We start from the raw sequence: 21,670 nt of genomic DNA, 5'->3' as shown, positions 1-21,670 counted from the left end.
CATTACCTGATTATATGGTGCCGAGTGCATTTGTGCTGATTGAAGCGTGGCCGCTGACAACCAATGGCAAGGTAGATAAAAAACGCTTACCAGAGCCAGAAATGTCTTTGTTACAAGACGAAATCACTGCACCAGAAAATGACGTGGAACAGTCTTTAGCGGAAATTTGGTCCAAGTTATTAAATATTGACATAAACACCATCAGTACCAATGCTAATTTTTTTGACTTGGGTGGAAGTTCATTATTACTTGCAAATATGCATTTTCAAATTCAAAAGCTATGGAATAAACAGCTAGAATTTAAATCAATTATCACTAAAACGAGTATCAAAGAAATTTCACTTTTATTGGACGGAAGTCAGAAAGAATTTAGTGATGTGTATAGTGAACTGATTAATAACGGTACGATTGTTATGCTCAATAAAGGGCTAGAAATGACTTCGCCTATATTCATGTTACCTCCCTTAGGTGGCTATGCGGCTTCGTACGGTGATTTTATTGAGTCATTTAATGAAAGTATACCCGTTGTTGGGTTACAAGCTGTAAATTGTCACTTTACGACTATGCCTGAAGTCATGCGTTATTACCTTAATGTTATTAAGCAATTACAACTCTCAGGGAAGTTTTTTATTGCAGGTTGGTCCTTGGGTGGGGTGTTGGCTTACGAAATTGCCGTTGAACTGCATAATCTTGGAGAGACTGTTTCTACATTGCTGGTCGATAGTGGTTGGGTATTTGATGACAACTATCAGCTGAATGAGCAGGAAATCCTCAATAATATAGCTTTAGAAGAGGGATTATTTGAACTAGATAGCCTAGCAAATATTGAAGGCCTTTCTTTTGATGCACAACAGCAGTACTTACTCGATATTGGTAAGCAGCGAGGTACGTTACCTGATTCATTTACTTTAGAAGATTTGAAGTTTCGATTTGAAATCATTAATCGTCACTATCAGGTCCTTGCTTCATATGAACCTAGTGGAAGTGATATAGCGGCCACATTTATTGAAGCAAGTGAATCACAAACAGGTAAGCGTCACAGTGATGGCTGGCGAGTTGTTATGCCTAATATAAAGGTTATTAAAGTCAAAGGTACTCATCAATCAATTATGCAAAAAAACAGAGTCGATGAGACTAGTACATATATCGAAGGTGCGTACAACGAACATATAAAGGAGTTACAAGGTGGTTAGAGAGCTTTTACTAAAAAATAAAAGGATGATTGTATTAGCGTCATTTATAGGGGCATGCAGCTCTTTATTTAGTCTATATTTGATTATTCGAATAAATGATAGTGTTAACAATGATGTAAAAGATATTACGGATGTTGCTTTGCCATTTTTAATGGCATTGATTGGGTTGTTTGTACTAGGAGTTATAGCTCAGCATTTGTTGACATTGTTGAGTTCCAGAATCGTTAAGACGTTGAGAACGTCAATTTCTTCATGGATGTTAGATAAATCTTATGAAGAAGTCGAAAGAATTGGAGCACATAAAATTTATGTTGCACTCACAGCAGATATTACCAAAATTTCACAAGGGCTAGCTGTGTTTCCTGTCGCAATTTTTAACCTAGCGACAGTGGTTGTCTGTTTAGTATACCTTGGGTTTCTTTCTCCGGAACTCTTTACCGTTCTCATTCTTATTTTAGGGTTTGCGATTGGTATTGCTTATTTAATTATGAAGTACGGGTTGGTATCTGCACAAGAGTCTCGTGAGATGGAAGATGTCTTGTTTAAAAGTTTTAGGTCGTTAGTTGAAGGCAGCAAAGAATTCAATTTAAGTGCACATCAAAGGAATTTTTTTCTTAACCAACGTTTAAATACCGAAATAGATAATGCACGCAAAAAAGAAAATGAGGCTCAGCTATATTGGAATATAAGTGTTAATTGGACCAATTTAATCTTGTTTTTTGCCTTGGCTGTTTTGGTCGTAGTTTCAAAGTTATATTTTCCAGTAGGTGCTGGTATTTTAGCTTCTTTTATTTTTATATTGGTTTATATCTCTGGCTCCATAGGTTTTTTGATGAACGCAAATCAAGCAATTGCACGAGCTGTAATTGGAATGAAGAAAGTAGATAACTTGGGGCTTAATAAAAACAGACAGGCACCAAGTGAAATTGATAACCAATTTATCCGTCCGAAAAGTTTTTGCAATATAGATATAAAAGGACTTACTTATAATTACCAAGATGATGAATCTGAAAGTAATTTCGCAATAGGGCCGATAGATTTCAATATAAAACAGTCTGAGGTTTTATTTATCGTTGGAGGTAATGGTAGCGGTAAAACTACATTTATAAAAAACCTACTTACATTATACGGTAAGAAAGAAGGTGTGGTCTCTTTAGACGGACAAATAGTTTCTGAAGATAATTTAGATTGGTACAGAAGTCACTTCACAGCTGTATTTTCTGATTGTCACCTATTTGAGCAAGTGCTGGATCACGAAGGTAAGTTGGCAGACGATGAACTCGTTTTAAGCTACCTTAAAAGATTTAATCTTTCTAGTCGGATTTCTGTTAACAACGGGAAATTATCAAGCACGGATGTTTCATCTGGCCAAGAAAAAAGACTGGCACTTATACAATCATATATAAGCGATGCCCCTATCTTTATATTTGATGAATGGGCTGCGGAACAAGATCCATATTTTAGAGAACTATTTTATCGAGAAATTTTACCTGAGCTTAAAGCAAGAAAAAAAACGGTCATCGCAATAACGCATGATGATGCATATTTTGACGCCGCAGACAGGATTATAAAATTTGAACAGGGATTATGCACTGAGCTTGACTATGAAGCACTCAAAATGTTTTCAAGTAAAGAGCTTTTTAATGAGCGGACTATTACAGTCGATGACACAATTCGGTTACAAAATTAGGGATATCAAATGGATAAATTCGCGGATAAGAAAATGGCTTCGAAGTTAGAATTGAATTGGGAGCAGGAAGTAGAAAATTCACTATTTTGTTGGAATAAACCTCAAGGAATTAATAAAGACGAACACTACATTTGTGATGAAAGTTTACGTGATGGCTTACAAGATCCGTCAGTAACAGATCCAGAAATAGGTCAAAAGTTAGAGTTTATTGAAGGATTAGAAAAAATTGGTATTTCGAGGGTGTGTTTAGGTTTTCCAGCATCAGGTGAACAAGCTTATCAAGATACTCTAGAAATGTGTCGATTTATTAAACGTGAAGGTTTTAAAATTGAACCTTATTGTGCGGCACGGACGTTAACATCAGATATTGCCCCGGTTGCACAGATTCAAGATAAATCAGGGGTAGCTCTTGGGGTTACAACATTTATTGGAATAAGCCCTATAAGAAGAGTGGTTGAAAATTGGTGCGACTATTTCATCATGGAACAATCTCGGGAGGCTGTGTCTTTTGCGTTGAACGAAGGATTAGATGTTAACTTTGTGACAGAAGACACGACCAGAAGCAAGCCTGAAAATATAAAAGCTTTGCTCGAATCAGTTAAAGAACTTGGCTGTAAGCGTTTTACGTTATGTGACACTGTTGGTCAATCAGCCTTAAGTGGGGTAGATAATATTGTAAGCTTTGTAAGAAACCTGCCAGGATTTGCCAAAGGGGAAGTAAAGCTTGAGTGGCATGGGCACAATGACCGAGGATATAGCCTGACCAATGGAATGCAGGCATGGATGTCAGGATGCGATGGCGTTCATGGTACTGTGTTAGGAATAGGTGAGCGAGCAGGAAATACTGCGATTGAATTGCTTGTTTTGAACAGGCTATTAGAAAGTGAATTTTGTGAAACATCAAAAAGCCTTGTTCCTTTCATAGAGAAGTGCTCATCTTGGTTTAGTAGAAAAATTGATGAAAATTACCCTTTATTAGGTACAACAGTATTTACTACCGCGTCTGGAGTACATGCCTCAGCAATACTTAAATCATACGAAAGAGGCAGTAATAAACTTGCCGATCTAGTTTATTCATCTGTTCCTGCGTCTGAATTTGGTTTGGAGCAAAATGTGAGAATTAATAAAACGAGTGGACGGTCAAATGTCCAATTTTGGATGAATAAAAATAATTTACATATGAACGAGGACACTAGTGCCTCTATACTCTTACATGCTAAGTCAAAGAGACAAGCTCTTGAAGATAAAGATATCTTTGATTTTTTAGCTCGCAACGTAAACGTTTCTTAGAAGAACTATATAATGTCAAAAAAACAAAACCTTAAATTTGAAAATCGCTTTTTATTCCTTACTGAAGACAGTGAGGAATTAATTAAACAACTAAATGGGAACACACTAGATAGTGGAAATCAGCATGAGCTGATTAATAGCATATCAACAGATGAGATAACGCCTGGTTGGACTTGTTTTTGGTACGACGAGACACTAGGTGATTATTGCCTAGTAGGTTTGCGTAATGGTGTGATTCAAAAAGATACAATAAAGTCAGCCAAGGTTGATGTATTAGTGAGTGGTTTGTCCAAAGGGTGTGGCTCATCAAGAGAAACAGCGCCTTACTCTGAAAAAATGGCTGGAGTTAAACTAATAATAGCGAAGAGTTTTGAAAAAATTTATGCTCAGAACTGTCGTAATATTGGTTTATTAACAAGCACTGATTTTAGCTTGTTAGAAAAGATAGAGAAAGGTGAGTCGATCAGTATTCAGGAATTTACTAAAGGGTTGGATCCAATAAGTACAAAAATTATTGAAATGGGGGGATTGTTTAAATACAACTTAGCACGTTTACATGGTGAATTGTCTCTGCCTCAAATTAACACGCCAAAGCGTGGCATGACCATTGCTGAGAAAATCATAGTTAAAAACAGTGTCAACCTTGAAACAACGCAAGGAATGGGATCAGTCAAACCAGGTGATGCAGCATTTTGTGAAGTAGATGTACGCTTTTCACATGACTATGTAACGGCGATGTTAGCAAACTTGTTTTATTCAAACTTTGGTAAGGACGCTAAGGTTACAGAGCGCGAAAGTATTTTTGCATTTCGTGATCACCTTACATTTGTGGGAGAAGTTTTATCAAAGTCAGCGGAAAAGTCTCACCTTATTCCACTGGCTGCAAACCTTGCTGTTAAACAAAAAGAGTTTTGTGAAGAACAGGGGATAACCTTGTATGACGAATTACCACAAAGTGGCAGTTTAGCTATTTGTCACAACGCTGTACTTGAAGATATTGCTTTACCAGGGCAGTTAATTATAGGGACTGATAGTCATACCTGTACGGCTGGAGCAATAGGTGCATTTGCCTTTGGTGTCGGTTCGACTGATATGGCTAATGCATTTTTGACAAAAGATGTGCAATTAAGAGTGCCATCGACAATTAAAATTGTAGTGACGGGAAAATTACGCTCAGGAGTGTCTGCAAAAGATGTGATTTTAGAGATAATGTCTGACGATTATTTCAAACAAGGAAAAGCTATTGGGCAAGTGATGGAGTATACCGGAGAAGGGTTAAAAAGCTTCAATATTGATGAGAGAGCTACGCTAACCAACATGGCAGTGGAAGCTGGCGCTATGACTGGAATAGTTGAAGCGGATGAAATTACATTAGCATATCTCAAACAACGAGCGCCTTTAGATAGCTTCGATGAAAGTCAATTAATTTGTAGTGATAGTGATGCAGAATTTGTACATCAAATTGAAATAAATCTCTGCGAAATAGAACCGACAATTGCACTTCCTGGAGATCCTCGTAATGGAGTTGCTCTTAGCAAAATTCGTGAGGAACACGGTGAAATCAATGTAGATATTGCATACGGTGGATCATGTACAGGAGGTAAAGAGGAAGATATGGATATGTACGCTGAAGTGTTTCAATTCTGTCAAGACAAAGAAATAAAAGTTAACGGTAATGTTAAATGTTATATCCAGTTTGGTAGCCAAAAGGTGAAAAAATATGCTGCGACAAAAGGGTATCTAGATTTATTTAGTAAGGTTGGCGTTATGACCATTGAGCCATCTTGTGGAGCATGTATTAACGCGGGGTCGGGAGTCTCGGATCATAAAGGTCAGGTATCCATTAGCGCAATTAATCGAAATTTCCCTGGTCGTTCAGGACCTGGAAAGGTGTACTTAGCTTCACCATTTACGGTCGCAGCGTCAGCTATTACTGGTTTTGTTTGTGGTTTTAATGAGTTAAAACAAGCTTACAGTTAATAATTGTTTTGTTGCAAGAGTAAGTGGTTTCCATACTATTTTACTCTCATTCTATATAGGTTTATAAGGTCAGTATGAAAAAAATAGCGGTTATTCCTGGTGATGGAATTGGAAAAGAAGTAGTTGCCGAAGGATGTAAATTAATGGACGCGTTAGGCGTCAGTTATCAAATATTCAACTATGATGCAGATTATTGGTTGCAGCATAAGCAAGGAATTAGTGATCAACAATTAGAAGAGCTAAGAACATTTGACGCAATATACTTTGGTGCTCTTGGTGATCCCAGATTACCCAAAATGGAACATGGTAAAGATATTTTACTCAAGATGCGATTTGATTTAGATCTGTTCGCTAATGTTCGCCCTATACAGCTGCTGGATGTTAACCACAGTCCTTTGCGTCCAGAAATTGCGAACAATATCGATATTGTTATTGTTCGTGAAAATACTGAAGACCTGTACCGAGGTCTGGGAGGGAGGTTTAAGGCTGGTCAAATTGATGAAGTGGCTATAGATGAACGCATTCATACTCGAGCAGGGGTTCGCCGAATTGTAGAGTATGCATTTGAATATGCAGTAAAAAATAATCGCCAAAAAGTAACGTTAGTGGACAAACATAATGCAATACCAAACGGAGGGCAATTATGGCTATCTGTTTTCGACGAAATATCAAAAGGATACCCTAATATAGTGGGTGAGTATCAACATGTTGATGTTGCTTGCGCAATTATGGTCGCGCAACCTGAGCGTTTTGACGTGGTTGTTACGTCTAATTTATTTGGCGATATTTTGAGCGACTTAGGGGCTGGTCTTGTTGGTGGTCTCGGTTTACTTTCAAGTGCAAATGTGAATGGTAATGGAATTGGGTTGTTTGAACCGGTGCATGGTTCTGCACCAGATATAGTAGGAATGGAACGAGCTAATCCTTTGGCTGCTTTCGCTACATTAGCTATGTTGTTCAAACACGTTGGTTTGTTAGATGAATGTGAACAGCTACTATATGCTATAAAACAAAGTATTTCACAGGATATTACCACACCCGATTTGGATGGAAAACACACAACCAGTCAAGTTGGGGAATATATTATTAGTAGAATGTTATAACGTTTTTCAATCCAACGTAATACTATTATAGTAATTGAATTTTAGTGCTCTAATAAAATAAAAGGACGCGTTTTGAAAAAAAACAAATGGTTTGTTATACAAAAACCTAAACAAAACCCTAAAGCTAGACTTATATGTTTTCCCTATGCCGCAGGCAATGCTTCAACATATCAAGAGTGGCACAATAATATCTCAGATGATATAGAAATCATATCAATTCAACCTCCTGGTCGAGCAAATAGAATCCTTGAAGAACCTATTGATAACATGCAGGAATTGGTTGGTGAGCTCCTCAAGTATGCATCTGATCTAACGCATATCCCATATTTTTTATTTGGACATAGCTTGGGAAGTCGGGTGGGTTATGAGTTCACGGTACAGCTACAAAAACTAGGTTATCCAATGCCGATGCATTTTATTGCATCTGGTAGTAGAGCACCACATTTAGCAAGTAATAAGCGCCACATTCATAATTTACCATTAAAAGAGTTTGTAATTGAACTACGTAAGCTCAGTGGCACACCAGAAGAAATTCTTCAAAACGATGAATTAATTGAATTGCTGCTTCCACTATTAAGAGCTGATTTCAAAATAGCGGAAAATTATAGGACGAAAAAATATTTACTTACATGCCCTATAACTGTGCTAGGAGGCATAGACGACATCGGTGTTCCTAAGGACTCTCTTGAGGCTTGGGGTGAACTGACTCATCTTGGTGTAACAGTTCTTAACATCGAAGGTGGACACTTTTTTGTGGAAAGTGAACGAGCATCTGTTTTAGACGCAATAAATTCAATTATTAGTAAACAAGTATTTGAACTCCCAAATTTATATTTGGCGAGTTCAGTGGTGTGATTGCTTTTAATACTTCACAGGTATGAAAAAGATGCTAAATAATAAAGCGGATGAGATTGCATGCTGTGAACCTTTTATTTTGCAAGAGACTTTACTTTTTGATCTTGATGCAAAAATTTCGATCTTTTATGGCGTGTTTGATTGTGCTCAGTATGAGCTGCAATTATTCACGCAGTATGGTATTTCGTTACCAAGCGTTATAGAAGGTTCTGTAATAAAAAGACAAGCAGAATTTTTAGCTGGACGCTATGGTGCAATGCGTGTTTTGGCGGAGATTGGTTATGATAACCTTGAAATTCCAATTGGCAGCTATCGCAATCCTATCTGGCCAGAGGGGGTTGTAGCTTCAATTTCTCATACGGATAGCCAAATTGTGTGTATGGCATCCCTTAAAGTTGACAATGACTATTTAGGAGTAGACGTTGAAGTTTGGTTGGAACCAAAAGTTGCAATGGAAATAAAACACATTGTGCTTAATGAGAGGGAGCGAATGTTTTTGTCAAAATGCAACTTAAGTTTAAGTCGGCTAATAAGTATATGTTTTTCAGCTAAGGAAAGCTTATTCAAAGCAGTGTTTCCGTATGTAAATAAATACCTTGACTTTAGTGATTCAGAAATCATTGGCTTTTCGTATAAAAATAGAAGTATCACTATGAGATTAAACATTTTTGGGTTTAAAGAAGAAGTTTTTATTTGTTCATTTTCAGTGTCTCGTGACACATTATTAACCCAAATCGTTGGGAGATTTACTTCCGATAAACTCAAGTAAAAAATTGGAGAATATTAACTATATTATGAATCAAACAAACAAAATTATTCAGTTAGATAAAAATGAGAATGCTCTGGGGTGTAGTTACCTAGTCCATAACTCGATTAAGCAAAGTCTAAAAATACACCAATACCCAAACTCAAGGCCGTTGAACTTAATTGATAAGATAAGCCAAAGAAATGGTGTTAGTCCTGATCAAGTAATGTTCGGTAACGGCTCTGACGAATTACTATTTATGATAGCTAGGTATTACAGTTCTCCAACATCAGAAATTATAATACCTCATTCATCTTTCGAAGGCTTTGACTTTGCAGCTAAACTTGCTGGTGCAAAAGTTGTCAAATCTCCGTTAAATAACTTTAAAATTAATTTAAGTCAAATTAGTCAGAGAATTACTGATAAAACATCCATAATTTTTCTTGCTAATCCTAATAATCCTACGGGCTCATTTATAGCAATAGAAGAAATTGAAGCATGGTTAGCTGAACTGCCAAAAAATATTATTGTTGTAATTGATGAGGCATATATTGAATACGCAATATTGGATAGCTCCAATCATATATGTAGAATTACAGACTTGCTTAATAATGTGATTTTCACACGAACCTTTTCTAAAATATACGGTTTAGCTGCACTTAGAATCGGTTATTGCATTGCAGGTGAAACAGTTATCAAAAATATAGAACAGTATAGAGCTCCCTATAATACGAATACAGTTTCTCAAATAGCGGCCAGTACGGCAATAGATGATTTTGAACACATAAAAACGAGTTTTTTACACGCAGAACAAGAGAAAAAATTTATTTATGAATGCGTTGAGCAGCTAAGAGGGGAGTATGTTGAGTCAAAAACCAACTTTGTTTTGATTCGATTTTTAACTAATATGGAAACACTATATAAGTTTTTATCTGCTAAGGGCATCTTTACAAAGTTTTTTGTTGATGAACATGGAGTAGGTTTTCTGCGAGTAACCATAGGAAAACACGATGAATTAGTGATGTTATTCAGTTTAGTGAAAGAATTTTTAATAGATGTTAAAGGAGTAAATAGATAATGAAAGTCCATTTGATTATAGCTCACCCAGAAAATAATTCGTTTAACCATGCGCTGCACCAAACTGCTGTGCAGACCTTTGAAGCTAATGAAATATCAATAGGAGAAAGTGATTTATACCATATCAATTTTTCTGCGGTCGCAGGGAAAAAAGACTCACCAAACTTCCCTGTAGATGGTACCTTTCAGCTAGCTGCTGCTCAACGGTGGGCAATAGAAAATGATGATTTTGAAACTAGTATCAAAATTGAGCAATCTAAGTTAGATAGTGCAGATGTATTAATATTACAGTTCCCATTGTGGTGGTGGTCTTTTCCTGCAATTTTAAAGGGGTGGATAGATCGTGTCTTAACATCTGGATTTGCATATGGTGAAAAAAGTAGGTTAGGAAAGAAAAAAGTAATGTACTCCATTACGACTGGTGGTGCTGAAAATGAAGACGAGCGTGATTATTATAAGCGAAAGATAGACGGTTTATATCATGATGTTTTTGGATTTATTGGATGGGAATGCCTCCCTCCTTTTATTGCTCATGGTGTACAACGAGAGACTGAAAAAGTGCGCGAAACTATGTTATTGAACTATAGGCAACATCTAATAAAAAACCTACTTTAACTTCGGAGGTATTATCTTTAACTATTTCAGTTCAAGCTAGATCTCGCATTTCATGTTGCGTACTACTCATCAAACAAGAACGCAGGTGGATTGCAATCCACTTGTGTTCTTTGTGAGAAATTAACTATCTTAAATAAATAGTTTATTTAAAAGTGAAAACATCAATCATAATTTCTATTAAGCTTTGCTCTGTACTTTCTATAGCTAATGGTGGAACTCTTTTACTTCCAGTAGCGAAGGTAGGGCTACTAAAGCCAATAACAGCGATTAAAATAGTTACTTGTAAATACTTCATTTATAATGTCCTAAATAATTTAATGGTAAGTGGATTTTGATCCACGCCATTTATTCAGGGATTTAGTTGAAAATCAAGATATGTATGTGGATTTTAACCCACACCCACACATCAAAGAAAAAAATAAGATATATTTAATAACTACTCATAGGTTGGATCTTAAGGAATAAAACAATTGAATTCATGCTCTGAATTTGATCTGATAGTAATCGCCAAACCACTATCTACCCCAAAAGCAGAGCATGAATAAACATAATACTGAGTCAAACAAAATAACGAAAGTGCTTAACGATTTTAATATTAACGAAATAGGTAAAACAAGCCGTTTTTGTAGCCGTAAGCGCATAATAAAGCCCTTCGAATTAGTCATGTCGTTAATAACCGCTTTAGGTGATAAATCTGTAAGCACCGTGACAGATTTACACCGTTATTTTGTAAAATTGACGGAAACAGATGTTCAATATAAGCCATTTCACAATCAGTTGAGTAAACCTGAGTTTAGCTTATTGATGAAATCACTGGTCGATGTGGCGTTAAGTGAATGGCAACAACAAATACTCGGTACAGACACCACACTGTCCGACTTTAAACGCATTGTGTTGCAAGATGGAAGTTCGTTCGCAGTGCATGATAGTTTAAAAGAGACCTTTAAAGGCCGCTTTACTAAAATAAGCCCTGTGGCAATAGAAGTGCATGTGAGTTGGGATGTACTTAAAGGTTACCCAGAAGAAATATCAGTGAGTCCAGATAGCCAAGCTGAATATGATTTTTTACCCGATGCTCAATCGTTAGTCGAGACATTGTTTCTAGCGGATAGAGGATACTTCAAGTTATCGTATTTAGAATCAATCGATATCGCAGGAGGTTTCTATATTGTCCGTGTGAGAACGACTGTTAATCCAGTCGTTGTTTCCGCCTATAATCGCCACGGTAAAGCATTAAAAAGGTTTTCACAGAAGAAACAAAAAGACGTTAAAAAGCATATTCGCCGTAGTGTTATTGTCGATATGGATGTGGAAGGTAAAACGAATTATCGGTTGATTGCTAGTTGGCCTAAAGGAAAAAGTGAGCCGACTTATTGGGCAACCAATTTAAGTCGAGAAAAATTTAGCGCTGAAGCGGTAATAAAGCTCTACAGTCTACGGTGGCAAATAGAGTTACTGTTTAAGGAATGGAAATCATATTGTAACCTTCAAAAATTCAACACCAGAAGCGCGACTATGATGGAAGGTTTGGTGTGGGCAAGTTTATTGGCGTTGTTAGTAAAGCGACGAGTAGGCATGAGCGTTCAGCAGCTTGCAGGTATTGAGTTATCAACATTTATGGTAGCAAAAAACACTCAAGGTTGGTTTTATCAATTAATGGAGTCGATAACACAAGGCGTGATATCGACATTGAAACGAACATGGCAAAAAACTATCAATTTTTTGTCAAAATATGCTCAAAGAGCGAACCCGAAAAGAGGGCTGTGTTGTATTTCGGTGTTGGTGAACTATACTTAATGTACTGAAACCCAACAATGGTAGGTGCAACATGGCTTCCAAGCAGTTTCAAAATATACTACATCACGTTACCCACTTAAACTACTCTCAACTAAAAAAACTTCGCCATGAAGTTGAATCAAATATCTCCAATAACCAAGTAGGTCAATCTATTGCTGACCATGAAGAAACAATTTCTCATTGTATTCATTGTGATTCGCATGAATTAAATCGTTGGGGTATAACAAACAAGGAATTCAACGTTTTAAGTGCAAATCGTGTTGTAAAACCTTTAATGCGTTAGCAGACTCGCCACTTTATCGCATGAGAAAAGCTGATAAGTGGATCGAATACACAAAATTGATGTGGAATGGCGTGTCACTTAGAAAGTCGGCTAAAGCCTTGAATATAACGCTTAGAACGTCATTTCGTTGGCGACATATGTTCATAAAAGCACCTGCCAGTTTTAATCCGTCAGAGTTAAAAGGAATTATTGAAGCAGATGAAACTTTTTTGCCTGAATCGTTTAAAGGCAAAAGAAAAATCGAGCGTAAATCGCGTAAACGAGGTGGAGGAAGGATTAAACTCGTGCCTATCTTTATTGCGCTAGATCGCAGTGGTGTTGTATCACACAAGGTTTTAGAGCGTAATACTAAGAAAAACATTCAAGCTCAATTAAAGCCTCTTTTATCATCAGGCTCAGTGCTTTGCACCGATGGTAATATTTCATACAAAGGTATTGCCGAAGAATTAGACATTGATCATAAGCGATTAATAGGGCTTGATAATCAACATGTTATTGACGGTATTTACCATGTTCAAACGCTAAATAATTACATGAAGCGTTGGAAAGGTTGGCTGAAACGTTTTAACGGCATAGGTACTGATTATATTGAGAATTATTTGAGTTGGTTTAGGTTTATGGAAGATAACAAAGAATACTCAGATCAAACATGGATAAAAGAGGCTTTATAAAATGAATTCTCGCTTACCCACACTTAACTACAACACAGCCGAAAAGAGATAAGGAAAAAGGCCGATTAAAATTCGGCTTGAATCCAATTATCTCTTAATGTCCAACCTATGAATAACTACTAGAATAGAACGTAAGCGTATAGCTAACGGCACCTGCTGTTAGCGTTTGATCTCCGGTATGTTATCCCCAGACTTAATTTAGGAGATAAACATGAGAATTACGCGTAGCCAAGAACAATGGCAAAACATCATTGATGATCAACAAACCAGTGACTTAACCATCATTGACTCTTGCCAACAACAGCAGTTATCAACATCGAGCTTTTATGCAGTTAAAAAGAAACTTGGCTTGACGTGTAGTAGCTCAGACCTGATCTTACAGTTACCCAATTTTTAGGGTGTCTTGTCAGCTTAGATTTGAGCTAAATTCTTTTCAGCCCATATCGATTTTCCATCAAGTAAAGTTTCTAATGGTGTTCTTCCACAGCACTTTTTACCTTGATGAGTTCGTTCATTGTTATAGTAATCCATCCATTCGTCTAGATCTTTTTGCAATTTCTCCATTGTTGAGTAGATTTTTTTCCTGAATGTGATCTGATAAAACTCGTTCAATATAGTTTTGTGAAACCGTTCACAGATCCCATTCGTTTGTGGTGACATCGCTTTTGTTTTCGTATGGTCAATATCATTAATCGCCAGATATAGCTGATAATCATGGTGCTCAACACGGCCACAATATTCAGTACCTCTGTCGGTTAGTATGCGTAACATTGGGAGGTCGTGAGCCTCGAAATAAGGCAGAACTTTATCATTGAGCATATCAGCAGCAGTGATTGGTGTTTTGGTAACGTAGAGCTTGGCAAAAGCTATTTTGCTGTAGGTATCGACAAAGGTTTGTTGGTAGATACGGCCAACACCCTTTAAATTACCAACGTAGAAGGTATCTTGCGATCCAAGGTAGCCAGGATGGGCTGTTTCGATTTCGCCACAAGCTTCATCATCATGCTTTTTCTTCTCAAGTGCAGCAACTTGTGCATCTGTAAGAATTAGCCCCTCATTGGCAAATTTATCTTCCAAAGCTTTAAGCCGTTTCTTAAAGTTTTCTAAGTTATTACGTAGCCAAATCGAGCGAACGCCACTACCTGAGACAAAGATACCTTGTTTGCGCAGCTCATTGCTTGTTCTATGCTGGCCGTGGGCTGGTTGTTCTATAGCATAAGCTAAAACAGCTTTTTCAGTTTCTTCGTCAACGCGGTTTTTGATATTTGGGGTTCGTCGATTCTTTTCTATCAGTGCATCAATACCGCCTTCTTCGACCAGCTCTTGATAACGATAAAATGTGTCTCGTGATACGCCCATGACTTTACAGGCTCTTGAAACATTGTTTAATTCTTCAGCTAAGTTTAATAAACCAGCTTTGTGTTTAATGATTGGGTTGTTAGTATGCAACGTGAGAGTTACCTTTTTTCGTTTTTAAAATTAAGATTCGACACCTTAATAAAAACGGGTAACTCTCAACTTTTCAAGGTGAGATGTACGATCTAATCGGAACTAATACACTTGACGTCAGGTAACTTTGTTCGCGCCAAAATAACTCAACAAGTGGAAATCCTTGAAGCGCAAGGCTCAATAACGCTAACCATGGGTAAGGCTAACGTTTGCTTGCCAAGTACAACTTCCGCCACCTATCTAAGCCAATTGTTACGAGCATTAGTTTTTTGAAGATGTTTGTTGACCCTTCAGAGGTTTATCTTCATCGGGATTTTGTTGATTTTCGTAATTATGTAGAGTGATCAGTTATGTGCAGTAATTGTTGCTAAATGACCATTATTACTTTCACTTTAGCTCAGATCACAGTACATAATATCAGGATATTATTTCTTTGTTTGTAACATTGCCATTAGCTCATCAGGTGCCTTGAATTTCCCTTTTCTAATGCTTGGTGGGATCACCGACAATAGCGATTCTTCAGGATCAGCTCTTAAATAAATTTCAGTACTTCTTAAGTCGGCATGACCTAACCACAATGAAACTTTTCGGATATCGTGCGTTGCTTTTAGTGTCTGCATTGCACAACTGTGCCGCAACACATGGGGAGATATTCTTTTTTTGCCAATGATGGTAGCTTCTCTACTGCATTGTTCGCATGCTTTGACAAGATATACCTAAATCCTGAACGTGTCATTGCTCTTCCTTGGCTATTTAGAAATACTTCAGGCGTTGTTGAATTATCTGGCCTGATAGCAATCCATGCTTTTAACGTTTCGACTGTTTCTTTCCATAATGGCAAGATCCGTTCTTTACGCCCTTTTCCAATAACATGAATAGTGGTTTGTGAGTCCAATTCAAGTTGACTTAGGCGAATGCCAATAAGCTCTGATACTCGTAATCCTGCAGCAAAGCAAAGATATATCATTGCTCTATCGCGTATACCTGATGAAGTATGGATGTCTGGTATATCCAGTAAAACCTGCATTTCTGCTGCTGTTAGAAAATTAACCAACCTATCATCAGCTTTTTTGGCTGGTATTGCACTTATTTGTCGGCACTGCTCTAAAGCGGCTACATTACGATATTCAAGGTATTTGAAGAATGCCTTAATCGCAGCACATCGCGCATTGCGTGTACGGGCCGTATTTCCTCGTTCAGTTTCCAGAAAGTTCAAAAAATTTACAATGAGGTCTACATTTAATTGATCCAGTGTGAGTTGTGATGGCGAAATACTAAAATGTTTCGCAGCATAATTCACAAGAAGTTGGAATGTATAAGCATAGGTTTCACTGGTATTTAAACTGGCTCGTCGCTCCATAGGCAAATATTCTCGCAAATATGCACTAAGAAATTGTGCTAGGTTTGTCATTTTACTTCCCTCAGAAAACAGTTTTCCTGCGCGGCTGATATTTGAGCCATCAGTAAGGGGTCGACTGTAAGTACCAATAAGTATCTGATACATGTGCATGCCCCATGTAAGTACTTAATGCTGTAATTTGCCGAGAGATCTCAATCCGTGTTCCACCGCATTGCTCTAATGATCTTACTGCAAAGCTATGACGTAAATCATGTAGGCATGGCCCAGGGATACCGATTTTAGTACGCAAACCGATGTGTCTCATCAACTGTAGGTAAATGCTTATAATCGTTGAGTAGGTCAACCTCGATCCATTATTTGAAACAAAAAATGCAGATTCCAACGCACTACACTGTTTTCGTTTGTTCAAATATTCCTTAAGCGCTTGACGTGTAGAAGAATGTATCGGAACCAAACGATCTTTTCTAAATTTAGTGGCTCTGATCATTAAGCCATCAATAGTTAGATCATCGATATTTAACCTGATTGCTTCACAACTTCGTAATCCCGTCGATGAAAGTAATGCAAATAAAGTCGTGTAGGTTATTGGTCTGATCGTCCCTTTTGGCTTTAGTTGTGATGCTGCAACGAGCAATCCTCTAATATCTTCAGAAGAAAATAGATGTCTAATTTTACGCTTTGCACATTCATGTCCAAAAACATCTGCTGGAGGGATCTCGTATTGATCATTTTCAGATTGCACAGCAAGAGCAAACCGACGTACCGTGAGCAAACGGTTTCTTTTTTGAACAACTGAAGGCGCCATCCCTGCCCACTTAATAACCGATTCAGTACGAACGATGGTTTCACCTTTTTGCTCTGCAAATCGGGCGAAGTGCTGTAATAAGGTGTTCTGCACCCTAAATTTGAACCCCATCGCCTGTTGCATTTCTACAAAGGAATTAACTTCATCTTTTATCATGGTGTTACCCTCGCTGGCCAAGGTTGCACAATCGTTTTCAACATGGGGATGTCAACTTTTGCATAATATGCCGTCATATCAAGGGAGCGGTGACGAAGAATTGATGATACCGTTTCTAAAGTAGCACCAGCTCGCAACATTTGAGTGGCGGCAGAGTGGCGTAGCAGATGAGCACCACATGAAGCAGGAGTTGGGATACCAGAGCGTTTTATGGCGCTGGCAACAAGCGATGAAACGGCAACCGATGAACTAAATGGTCTATGCGGGGCATTGAGACAGAGAAATACCTCTGCTATTTTTTCAGGTGGCCGTGCATTTTCAATATAATCGAGGATGGCATCACCTACATCCTGTGATAAAGGGAGACAATCTTCTCTATTCATCTTACCCACAAGGCGCACAGAGCCATTATGCCAATCGATATGATCTAACTTCATATCAACAATGTCTCCTGCTCGCAACCCAATACGCGACAACAATAGAATAATTGCGCGATCACGTAATCCTTTTGGAGTTTGTATATCACAAGAATTTATAACTTGTTCAATTTCCTCTGCAACAATATATTTAGGGATTGAGGAAAGTGACCAATTAGCCACAGTAGGCACAGCTCTGTCTAAATCTGGCAAACACTGTTTTTTAACAGCTAAGAATCGCAAATAACTTCGCAATGCTGTTGTTAAACTTTTAAGTCTTGCTAGAGAATACTGTTTAGAAAGCTTCAATATGGTTTGTTTTATGACCTTCGCATCATAATTTTTGGGTTCTTGCCCCAATAAGGGCAAGATAACATTGATAGAATCAGAATAATGTTTAACCGTTATTGATGATAACCCTCGCTGCTGTAAAAACTCTTGAAAATTAGCGTTTGGCACCAATAATGACTTATTTAACATTTCATAAACAACACCATGTTTACAAAGAAAATCAATAAATTTTCTAACACGATTAACATATTTTTTTGACAATAATATTTTTCTTCGTCCTCCAGGACAACGACAACGATGTTTAGCAAACTGCTCCACAATTTTCACATCAATATTCTCTATTGGAACTTTATTCATAGTTAGCCATGTACCAAAATGTGAGACGGAATCAATGTAACCTCTAACAGATAAATTCGTATAACCTTGCTCTGATAACTTTTGAGCGTAGATTAAAAGATAAGGCTCTAATTTACCTGGCAAGAGAAACCGACCAGATTTATTGATGTATTGTGTGATTTTTCATTACTAACTCCCAAAGTGGTTTAGAAGCTTAGACAATTTTGAGAGAAGGTAATTATGTACATTAATTATTCAATCGAAGTACCATATACTGCAACTCTGAGGTGGTAGCTGCACATAACTGATCACTCTACATAATTTCTAAAATCGACAAAGTCACGATAAAGGAACACCTCTGGTACATTGATGAACATGTTCATAAGGATAGCTCGTTGATTAATGCGGCTAAAAATTGAGGAGATGTTTGTGAGGGCAAGGTTAGATTAACGTCACCTAAGGTTAATTGTATTGGCGGCACTGGTGTTTCTACCTCAACTGTTTGCGTGATACTGGCTTTTATGAACGAAGAATCTGGCTGAGTTAATATCGTTAATTCACGTTTGCGTTGATAAAAAGTTGAAGGAGATATTTTAAGCTGAGTGCAAAACTGCTCAATCGTTAAGGTACTTTGCTTTTGCTGCGCCACAATCGCTAGCCATTTTTTATGGGTGTTTGGTTGCATTATACTTTCTCTTTTTTGAATGTGATGAAAGCATAATATTTCGATGGGGTTAATGGCAGGTGTGTTTTATCGGACGCTCACGCAGAAGCAATTCGTGATCAGTGTCGAAACTTCTTTGAAGGTAAGCTAAAACTTACTATTAATATGGAGAAGCCCCATATTAAACGAAATAATACAATTGGTTCGATGAGTGGCCGTAGTGCAGAACCTAAGCATTAATTTTAAATCTAAGCTGAATAGCAAAGTTTGTGATAAAGAATAGAGTAGCCACAGACAGTAATTGTATAGTGTATGGGTAAGAATGATAAACGGATAAAGGAGAAAAACTAGTTAAATGTCTGATCATGTATTCAGTGAGCATCAATACGATAACTATTATATTCCATTTAGATAAAGAATAAAGTTGCCAATCAAGTGAGGTTTGAGACACATTTTTTGAAATTACTTTCTGTGTAATTGGCACTCGTAGAAACAACAGATGGCGTGTAATGATATTGAGCCAAATCATCCCTATATAAAAATTAATTCTCGGTGATTCATATCCAGTTTTATACCAGAATACTTCTGCTACATATGAGACGATTATAACAGGTAAAATTAAACGCTTAACTATTGAGTCATACCAAAAGTAGCGAATAAAAAACATTGATAAAATATAAGTAATTAATTTAGCAAGGTATAATGCATTAAAAAAGAAGACTAACTCTTCTATAAGTCGTTCGAACATCAGGATGGAAATAATAGTAAGTATATTTACACTTTTAGTATTTAATGAAGCAACACCAATTAAGTAAACAATAAAAATCCGGTCGAAATATTCAGCATTTCCGAGTGAGAGTAAAGCTAGGGTTAGGAATGTAACAGCTATAACATTAGTGAGCCAATTATTAATATATTGCTTAATAAACAACTTTTATATGCCAAAGAATTTCATTACTTGAACTTTGAAGGACAATTGACTAGATTCAGATACAGATTTTCTACAGGTAACCCACCATGCATTTACTACTTCTAAACTCAGAGAGTCAATTGTTTTAGGGTGCTCATTTTCGATAGCAACAACAGTTTCTCTGCTTATGCCAATTATTACTGCTAGTTCTTTTTGAGTATAACCAGCTTCTTTTCTTAGGTTTTTGAGTTCAACGCCTGAAAAATCAATCATCAATCATAAATTATCGTATCTAGTAACATGCATGATTATACATAGATAATTAATACAGCTCAAGCACTGCTTTAAGTCTATGGCGGAAATGGTATTTCAACGCGTTTCATTTTGTGCATTGTATCAAGAAGTGTGAAACGATTAATTTCATTAATCTTGGGTTGTTCAATCTCTTGCTTTAATGGCTAGGCACATCCAACGGCATGAATAAGTTGTTGTGCGCCATCAGGCAATTAATAATACCAACACCCTCTGAGTACCAAGTAAACCTTCATAGCCGTTTATTAGCGCTTCATCTGGCACTAGAGGAATCATTTCTTTTAATCTCTGGGGGTTCAATTCCCCGGAGCTTGCTGCGATTTGGGTGAAGCTGTAAAGTATAAGAATGAGTAAATTCATCCATAAAAGTCATAATGTATCAGTGCTTATGTATCATATAGTATGTCCAGCTAAATATCGCAGGGCGATATTTACAGAAGAAGTAGATAGTGCGCTCAAAGAGGTTTGTAACGAAATATCAAAGAGGTACGAAATAGAATTTTTTGAAATAGAGACAGATAAAGATCATGTTCATTTTTTAGTTCAGTCAGTACCGATGTACAGTCCGAAAAAAAATAGTTCAAATAATAAACAGTATTACGGCGAGAGAAATATTTAGAAAATGCCCATTGGTAAAAAAGCAACTTTGGGGAGGCGAATTGTGGACAGATGGTTACTTTGCTACAACAGTAGGAATGCATGGAAATGAAGATGTAATAAAAATTATGTGAAGAATCAAGGAGATGATTCGTACAAAGAATTGCATAAAGAGCAATTTAAGAAAGTTCAATTAACCCTATGGTAGATGGAAGGATTAATACCCCGCTTTCACGAAGTGAAAGGCGAGCCTAAGCGAGACAGTTTGCTGCGGGGAATTTTAATTTTCTTAGCTGTAATCATGTTTCACCTTTATCTTTATAATTATCGGTAAGCCGTCAGTGACGGAGCTTTTTAAGTTTTTGATTTAAATCTAACGACAATGGAGCTGAACAAACTCGTCAATCAAGTCATCAAGAGTGAAGCCTGCAAGTGATCCAGTGGTGGCATTTTCAGTGGGTTTAGGTGTGAACTTTTCATTAACTGTTTCAATAGCCATTATTTTTGTCGTAAGCGGCCACATCTTAAGTAAGTAATGCTTAGCATCATCTTCACTTCCAGCTGCCAAGCTACAGCCCACAAGTACTTCACCATCTTTCTCACCAAGAATTATTTGGTCAACAAACATTGGTCCAGGCTCACTGATTGGGCTTAAATTTTCAGGATAATGATAAGAAGTTATTTGGTAAAGCTTTGGCATTGAAGCTTTTCTAACGGGCATTAAAAACTTATCAAACGCATCGCATAGAATATTAGTAAAAATCATTATTCTGTAACTGCAATTAAGTTCAGCTAAGTCATAAGTTTTCATTACATGAAAGAATCGCGCTGGCTTGTTTTTGTAAGCATTAAGAAGGCCACGAATCTTGCGCTTGTTATTTTTGATCCAGACCGAGGTAATAGTTGATACGTAGTCAACGTCAAGATTATGCTCACTATCAATGCTGTAGTTATATGCAAAGTTTGATAAGCGGTTGAAGTCAATGAACCTGCGAATGTCGGCGGCTCTCGTAGTGTTAAACTTCATGGTGCACTCCTTGTTTTTATTATTGTACTTACCCAACAATGACCAGGT

At 37.2% G+C, this 21,670-nt stretch carries 24 protein-coding genes; 14 read left to right on the top strand and 10 right to left on the bottom strand.

Annotated features, from left to right (window positions below; all coding sequences use genetic code 11):
• From CJF42_RS03455 to CJF42_RS03415, 9 genes are all read left to right on the top strand, one after another.
• A partial coding sequence (locus CJF42_RS03455; protein WP_252097514.1) for a thioesterase domain-containing protein occupies positions 1-1,193 on the top strand: 1,193 nt, incomplete at its 5' end.
• Positions 1,186-2,883 carry a cyclic peptide export ABC transporter gene (locus tag CJF42_RS03450; RefSeq protein WP_095365344.1) on the top strand — a complete coding sequence of 566 codons (1,698 nt, stop codon included), beginning with the start codon at positions 1,186-1,188 and terminating at the stop codon, positions 2,881-2,883. The genes CJF42_RS03455 and CJF42_RS03450, both read left to right, overlap by 8 nt.
• 33 nt (positions 2,884-2,916) lie before the next feature.
• The gene (locus tag CJF42_RS03445; protein WP_170940463.1) at positions 2,917-4,173 is read left to right on the top strand and encodes a LeuA family protein; all 1,257 of its coding nucleotides are present in this window, start codon (positions 2,917-2,919) and stop codon (positions 4,171-4,173) included.
• Between the two features lie 12 nt (positions 4,174-4,185).
• Positions 4,186-6,153, top strand: coding sequence for an aconitase family protein (locus CJF42_RS03440; protein WP_095365342.1), 1,968 nt, complete (start codon positions 4,186-4,188; stop codon positions 6,151-6,153).
• Between the two features lie 74 nt (positions 6,154-6,227).
• A complete protein-coding gene (locus tag CJF42_RS03435) occupies positions 6,228-7,256 on the top strand; it encodes an isocitrate/isopropylmalate dehydrogenase family protein (protein WP_095365341.1) in 1,029 nt (342 codons plus the stop codon).
• A gap of 72 nt (positions 7,257-7,328) precedes the next feature.
• On the top strand, positions 7,329-8,111 hold the full coding sequence (locus tag CJF42_RS03430) for a thioesterase II family protein (RefSeq protein WP_170940462.1): 783 nt from the start codon (positions 7,329-7,331) through the stop codon (positions 8,109-8,111).
• Positions 8,112-8,142: 31 nt separating this feature from the next.
• On the top strand, positions 8,143-8,880 hold the full coding sequence (locus tag CJF42_RS03425) for a 4'-phosphopantetheinyl transferase family protein (protein ID WP_170940461.1): 738 nt from the start codon (positions 8,143-8,145) through the stop codon (positions 8,878-8,880).
• Positions 8,881-8,905: 25 nt separating this feature from the next.
• Positions 8,906-9,934, top strand: a complete 1,029-nt coding sequence (locus CJF42_RS03420) for a pyridoxal phosphate-dependent aminotransferase (protein WP_095365338.1) — start codon at positions 8,906-8,908, stop codon at positions 9,932-9,934.
• The gene (locus tag CJF42_RS03415; RefSeq protein WP_095365337.1) at positions 9,934-10,548 is read left to right on the top strand and encodes an NAD(P)H-dependent oxidoreductase; all 615 of its coding nucleotides are present in this window, start codon (positions 9,934-9,936) and stop codon (positions 10,546-10,548) included. Before CJF42_RS03420 ends, CJF42_RS03415 begins: the two co-directional genes overlap by 1 nt.
• Before the next feature lie 142 nt (positions 10,549-10,690).
• On the opposite strand, the gene CJF42_RS27185 is transcribed toward CJF42_RS03415, so the two are convergent.
• Positions 10,691-10,843: a hypothetical protein gene (locus CJF42_RS27185; RefSeq protein ID WP_170940460.1), complete on the bottom strand. Its 153-nt coding sequence runs from the start codon at positions 10,841-10,843 to the stop codon at positions 10,691-10,693.
• A gap of 242 nt (positions 10,844-11,085) precedes the next feature.
• Between CJF42_RS27185 and CJF42_RS03410 the strand changes: the two genes are divergently transcribed.
• From CJF42_RS03410 to tnpA (CJF42_RS03395), 3 genes are all read left to right on the top strand, one after another.
• A complete protein-coding gene (locus CJF42_RS03410) occupies positions 11,086-12,345 on the top strand; it encodes an IS4 family transposase (RefSeq protein ID WP_095365336.1) in 1,260 nt (419 codons plus the stop codon).
• 31 nt (positions 12,346-12,376) lie between these two features.
• A protein-coding gene (locus CJF42_RS03400) for an IS1595 family transposase (protein WP_502694770.1) occupies positions 12,377-13,299 on the top strand; the annotation gives its coding sequence in 2 pieces (ribosomal slippage) (positions 12,377-12,581 and positions 12,581-13,299; 924 coding nt in all).
• A 211-nt stretch (positions 13,300-13,510) separates the two neighbouring features.
• Positions 13,511-13,696, top strand: coding sequence for an IS66 family insertion sequence element accessory protein TnpA (gene tnpA, locus CJF42_RS03395; protein ID WP_095365333.1), 186 nt, complete (start codon positions 13,511-13,513; stop codon positions 13,694-13,696).
• A 14-nt stretch (positions 13,697-13,710) separates the two neighbouring features.
• Here tnpA (CJF42_RS03395) and CJF42_RS03390 read toward each other — a convergent pair whose 3' ends face one another.
• The 8 genes from CJF42_RS03390 to CJF42_RS03355 all read right to left on the bottom strand — a co-directional run bounded on the left by CJF42_RS03390 (position 13,711) and on the right by CJF42_RS03355 (position 19,959).
• A complete protein-coding gene (locus CJF42_RS03390) occupies positions 13,711-14,748 on the bottom strand; it encodes an IS481 family transposase (RefSeq protein WP_095365332.1) in 1,038 nt (345 codons plus the stop codon).
• A gap of 425 nt (positions 14,749-15,173) precedes the next feature.
• A complete protein-coding gene (locus CJF42_RS28410; protein ID WP_252097512.1) occupies positions 15,174-15,389 on the bottom strand; it encodes a tyrosine-type recombinase/integrase in 216 nt (71 codons plus the stop codon).
• Positions 15,356-16,252: a tyrosine-type recombinase/integrase gene (locus tag CJF42_RS03380; RefSeq protein ID WP_252097511.1), complete on the bottom strand. Its 897-nt coding sequence runs from the start codon at positions 16,250-16,252 to the stop codon at positions 15,356-15,358. Before CJF42_RS03380 ends, CJF42_RS28410 begins: the two co-directional genes overlap by 34 nt.
• On the bottom strand, positions 16,209-17,006 hold the full coding sequence (locus CJF42_RS03375; protein ID WP_212668774.1) for a tyrosine-type recombinase/integrase: 798 nt from the start codon (positions 17,004-17,006) through the stop codon (positions 16,209-16,211). Before CJF42_RS03375 ends, CJF42_RS03380 begins: the two co-directional genes overlap by 44 nt.
• Positions 17,007-17,065: 59 nt before the next feature.
• A complete protein-coding gene (locus CJF42_RS03370; RefSeq protein ID WP_212668773.1) occupies positions 17,066-18,133 on the bottom strand; it encodes a tyrosine-type recombinase/integrase in 1,068 nt (355 codons plus the stop codon).
• Between the two features lie 358 nt (positions 18,134-18,491).
• Positions 18,492-18,797 (bottom strand): IS66 family insertion sequence element accessory protein TnpA, encoded by a 306-nt coding sequence (tnpA, locus tag CJF42_RS03365; protein WP_095365329.1) that lies wholly within the window; start codon positions 18,795-18,797, stop codon positions 18,492-18,494.
• A 208-nt stretch (positions 18,798-19,005) separates the two neighbouring features.
• Positions 19,006-19,707: a hypothetical protein gene (locus CJF42_RS03360; protein ID WP_095365328.1), complete on the bottom strand. Its 702-nt coding sequence runs from the start codon at positions 19,705-19,707 to the stop codon at positions 19,006-19,008.
• A 3-nt stretch (positions 19,708-19,710) separates the two neighbouring features.
• Positions 19,711-19,959, bottom strand: a complete 249-nt coding sequence (locus tag CJF42_RS03355; protein ID WP_095365327.1) for a helix-turn-helix transcriptional regulator — start codon at positions 19,957-19,959, stop codon at positions 19,711-19,713.
• 385 nt (positions 19,960-20,344) lie between these two features.
• Between CJF42_RS03355 and tnpA (CJF42_RS29220) the strand changes: the two genes are divergently transcribed.
• Positions 20,345-20,617, top strand: coding sequence for an IS200/IS605 family transposase (gene tnpA / locus CJF42_RS29220; RefSeq protein ID WP_353651668.1), 273 nt, complete (start codon positions 20,345-20,347; stop codon positions 20,615-20,617).
• A 10-nt stretch (positions 20,618-20,627) separates the two neighbouring features.
• Positions 20,628-20,729, top strand: coding sequence for a transposase (locus CJF42_RS29215; protein WP_353651667.1), 102 nt, complete (start codon positions 20,628-20,630; stop codon positions 20,727-20,729).
• 239 nt (positions 20,730-20,968) lie between these two features.
• On the opposite strand, the gene CJF42_RS03345 is transcribed toward CJF42_RS29215, so the two are convergent.
• A complete protein-coding gene (locus CJF42_RS03345) occupies positions 20,969-21,622 on the bottom strand; it encodes a hypothetical protein (protein ID WP_095365326.1) in 654 nt (217 codons plus the stop codon).
• Positions 21,623-21,670: the final 48 nt, after the last annotated feature.

Source organism: Pseudoalteromonas sp. NBT06-2, assembly GCF_002276045.1.
Classification (GTDB): domain Bacteria; phylum Pseudomonadota; class Gammaproteobacteria; order Enterobacterales; family Alteromonadaceae; genus Pseudoalteromonas.
This window is presented reverse-complemented; position numbering and strand designations above follow the sequence as displayed.

What these genes read in the sequence shown, in the direction of transcription:
- CJF42_RS03435 (WP_095365341.1), top strand. Translation starts at nt 6,228, where the DNA reads ATGAAAAAAATAGCGGTTATTCCTGGTGATGGAATTGGAAAAGAAGTA.
- CJF42_RS03445 (WP_170940463.1), top strand. Translation starts at nt 2,917, where the DNA reads ATGGCTTCGAAGTTAGAATTGAATTGGGAGCAGGAAGTAGAAAATTCA.
- CJF42_RS03440 (WP_095365342.1), top strand. Translation starts at nt 4,186, where the DNA reads ATGTCAAAAAAACAAAACCTTAAATTTGAAAATCGCTTTTTATTCCTT.
- CJF42_RS03355 (WP_095365327.1), bottom strand. Translation starts at nt 19,959, where the DNA reads ATGATTGATTTTTCAGGCGTTGAACTCAAAAACCTAAGAAAAGAAGCT.
- tnpA (WP_095365329.1), bottom strand. Translation starts at nt 18,797, where the DNA reads ATGCAACCAAACACCCATAAAAAATGGCTAGCGATTGTGGCGCAGCAA.
- CJF42_RS03415 (WP_095365337.1), top strand. Translation starts at nt 9,934, where the DNA reads ATGAAAGTCCATTTGATTATAGCTCACCCAGAAAATAATTCGTTTAAC.
- CJF42_RS03420 (WP_095365338.1), top strand. Translation starts at nt 8,906, where the DNA reads ATGAATCAAACAAACAAAATTATTCAGTTAGATAAAAATGAGAATGCT.
- CJF42_RS03345 (WP_095365326.1), bottom strand. Translation starts at nt 21,622, where the DNA reads ATGAAGTTTAACACTACGAGAGCCGCCGACATTCGCAGGTTCATTGAC.
- CJF42_RS03380 (WP_252097511.1), bottom strand. Translation starts at nt 16,252, where the DNA reads ATGTATCAGATACTTATTGGTACTTACAGTCGACCCCTTACTGATGGC.
- tnpA (WP_353651668.1), top strand. Translation starts at nt 20,345, where the DNA reads ATGAGTAAATTCATCCATAAAAGTCATAATGTATCAGTGCTTATGTAT.
- CJF42_RS03370 (WP_212668773.1), bottom strand. Translation starts at nt 18,133, where the DNA reads ATGAATAAAGTTCCAATAGAGAATATTGATGTGAAAATTGTGGAGCAG.
- CJF42_RS27185 (WP_170940460.1), bottom strand. Translation starts at nt 10,843, where the DNA reads ATGAAGTATTTACAAGTAACTATTTTAATCGCTGTTATTGGCTTTAGT.
- CJF42_RS03410 (WP_095365336.1), top strand. Translation starts at nt 11,086, where the DNA reads ATGAATAAACATAATACTGAGTCAAACAAAATAACGAAAGTGCTTAAC.
- tnpA (WP_095365333.1), top strand. Translation starts at nt 13,511, where the DNA reads ATGAGAATTACGCGTAGCCAAGAACAATGGCAAAACATCATTGATGAT.
- CJF42_RS03425 (WP_170940461.1), top strand. Translation starts at nt 8,143, where the DNA reads ATGCTAAATAATAAAGCGGATGAGATTGCATGCTGTGAACCTTTTATT.